The sequence below is a fragment of the Mycobacterium sp. genome (assembly GCF_050701675.1).
Lineage (GTDB): Bacteria > Actinomycetota > Actinomycetes > Mycobacteriales > Mycobacteriaceae > Mycobacterium.
Genome location: NZ_JBOGDD010001041.1, coordinates 1 through 1,861, shown reverse-complemented (window position 1 = coordinate 1,861; position 1,861 = coordinate 1). Strand labels below are relative to the sequence as shown.

Annotated in this window: 2 protein-coding genes and 1 pseudogene; 1 reads left to right on the top strand and 2 read right to left on the bottom strand. The window is 66.4% G+C overall.

The genetic code is table 11. The features are described from left to right. A pseudogene (locus tag ACRDUX_RS31950) lies at nucleotides 1-333 on the top strand (crotonase/enoyl-CoA hydratase family protein); the annotation flags it as partial. On the opposite strand, the gene ACRDUX_RS31945 reads toward ACRDUX_RS31950, so the two are convergent. Next, nucleotides 334-1,200 carry a hypothetical protein gene (locus ACRDUX_RS31945; protein ID WP_526420042.1) on the bottom strand — a complete coding sequence of 289 codons (867 nt, stop codon included), beginning with the start codon at nucleotides 1,198-1,200 and terminating at the stop codon, nucleotides 334-336. 34 nt (nucleotides 1,201-1,234) lie between these two features. Beyond that, the coding region (gene ppk2, locus ACRDUX_RS31940) for a polyphosphate kinase 2 (RefSeq protein WP_526420040.1) at nucleotides 1,235-1,861 on the bottom strand (627 nt) is incomplete at its 5' end.

Here is a 1,861-nt window from a genome sequence, read left to right as displayed (position 1 = left end):
GAGTTGATCAACGAGTCCGTCCCGTTCGAGCGACTCGAGGCACGCGTCGCCGAGATCGCCGCGAAGCTATCCCGAATCCCGCTGTCGCAGTTGCAGGCTCAGAAGTTGATCGTCAACCAGGCCTACGAGAACATGGGGCTGTCGTCGACGCAGACGCTCGGCGGGATCCTCGACGGCCTGATGCGCAACACCCCCGAGGCGCACGAGTTCATCGACACCGCCAAGACCGACGGCGTCCGCTCCGCCGTCGAGCGACGCGACGGCCCATGGGGCGATTACAGCCAGGCCTCACCCGAGCGTCGTCCCGACCCGTCACACGTCATCGAACCCTGACTAACGCGCAGGCTCCCTGACCGTCCTCTTCCGCAGTCCGCCCAACATCGAGGCGAGCACACCCAGTACGACGAGCGCGGCGCCCGCGGCCATCGTCAGATTCAGCCAGAGGTGCAGGCTTCCGATGGCGTGCTCGACCATGGCGGCGGCGAGGTTCCTAATCTCCCCCGACGTCGCGTCGAGCGCGTCGTTGACGCGCCGTCGCCCGACCTCGATCGCCGCCCATCCCGCAGCACCGACGATCAGCCCCGAGACACCCAGGGCGGCAAGTGCTTTGCCGCGCTGCCTGGCTGCGGCCAACGTCAGAAGTGCCAGCACCCCGGTGAGGATCACTGCGCCGACGCTGGCCCACGGACCCCACTTCGCGACGTCTCGCAGCTGACCGGGACGCACCGAGTCCGACACGTTCTTGGTGAGCGGGATGGTCAGGCTCGACGGAGCCTTGATGCCGAAGTCGGCAAGGGTCTGTTGAAATGAACTGTCGGACAACATCGGTGACAGGTCGATCTCCCATCGACCCGAGGCGTCGGATTGGCTCACGATGTCGGTGAACAACCAGCGGTGCACGAGTTGGTTCGCCAGGGCGAACTGACCGGGAAACGCCGAACCCGAGGTGTAGGCCCTGGCCGCCCCGGCCAGCAGGTTCTCGTTGACGTCGTAGCCGGAGTTGGCGGCCAGGTTCACCAGTTGTGTCGTCAGCTCGTCCGACATCGCCTGCTGCACGCGCGGATCCTTCGCCGCCGACGTCGCGAGCGCCGAATATCCATTGCGGTCGACCACGTTGTGCTGCGCCCAGCTCGCAGGGACCGCTACCGCCAGCGCGGCGGTGGTCAGGATCCACAGCAGGAGAGTCGCGACGAACCGCACGGGCGCGTCCTCCTGTCCTGGGCGTCGGCCCAGGTCAGTCGGCCAGCGCGCGTCCCACGATGAGCGGGTCGGCGTGGCCGACGATCTCGTGATCCTTGTTGTCGTACTCGAACTTACCGAGGATGTGTCGCATCGCGTTAATGCGGGCGCGCTTCTTGTCGTTGCTCTTGACCACGGTCCATGGCGCGATCTCGGTGTCCGTCCAGGCGAACATGTCCTCCTTGGCGGCGGTGTAGTCCCCCCACTTGTCCAACGAGGCAAGGTCGGTGGGCGACAGCTTCCACTGCCGGACGGGGTCCACCTGCCGGATGGTGAAGCGGGTGCGCTGCTCGGCCTGCGTCACCGAGAACCAGAGCTTGGTGAGGCTGATGCCGTCGTTGACCAGCATCTGCTCGAACAACGGTGCCTGGCGGATGAACTCGGCGTGCTGCTTCTGGTTGCAGAACCCCATCACCCGCTCGACACCGGCCCGGTTGTACCAGGACCGGTCGAAGAGCACGATCTCCCCTGCGGCGGGCAGATGGTTGACGTAGCGCTGGAAGTACCACTGGGAGCGTTCGCGCTCGGTGGGCTTCTCCAGGGCGACGACGCGGGCCCCACGGGGGTTGAGGTGTTCCATGAACCGCTTGATGGTGCCGCCCTTGCCCGCGGCATCGCGCCC